The organism is Streptomyces sp. P9(2023) (assembly GCF_032436795.1).
Lineage (GTDB): Bacteria > Actinomycetota > Actinomycetes > Streptomycetales > Streptomycetaceae > Streptomyces.
Map to the genome: position 1 here is coordinate 1 of NZ_JAUPWM010000208.1, position 375 is coordinate 375.

The following is a 375-nucleotide window of genomic DNA, read 5'->3' on the forward strand; positions in this document are numbered from 1 at the left end:
AACGAGGACCTCGTGCGCTGGATGGGTGGCGACATCCCCATCGCCGTCCGGTCCGCCCAGATCGCCGCCAAGGACGCAGGCTCGACATCCGAGGCGCTGACGAGACAGCAGAAGGAACTCTCTGCCGCCACCGACGCCGCGACCCGAAGCTATGACGAGTATGTCAACAGCCTGTTCGCCGCCAACAACGCTGCCGTCGCCATGCTCGACGCACAGCTCGGCTTCAACCAGTCCGTGCTGGACGGCAGCAAGGCCGCCAAGGAGTGGGCCGAAAAGGTCGCTGGCGGGCACGCCCAGGCCAAGAGCGCGTTCGACCGGACGACCGAAGCTGGCATTACGAACAACCGCGTCATGCTGGACATGGTCAGCAATGCG

At 65.3% G+C, this 375-nt stretch carries 1 protein-coding gene; it reads left to right on the forward strand.

What is annotated here, in order from left to right:
• Positions 1 to 21 precede the first annotated feature (21 nt).
• On the forward strand, positions 22 to 375 hold a 354-nt coding region (locus tag Q5762_RS37370; RefSeq protein ID WP_315896763.1), incomplete at its 3' end, for a hypothetical protein.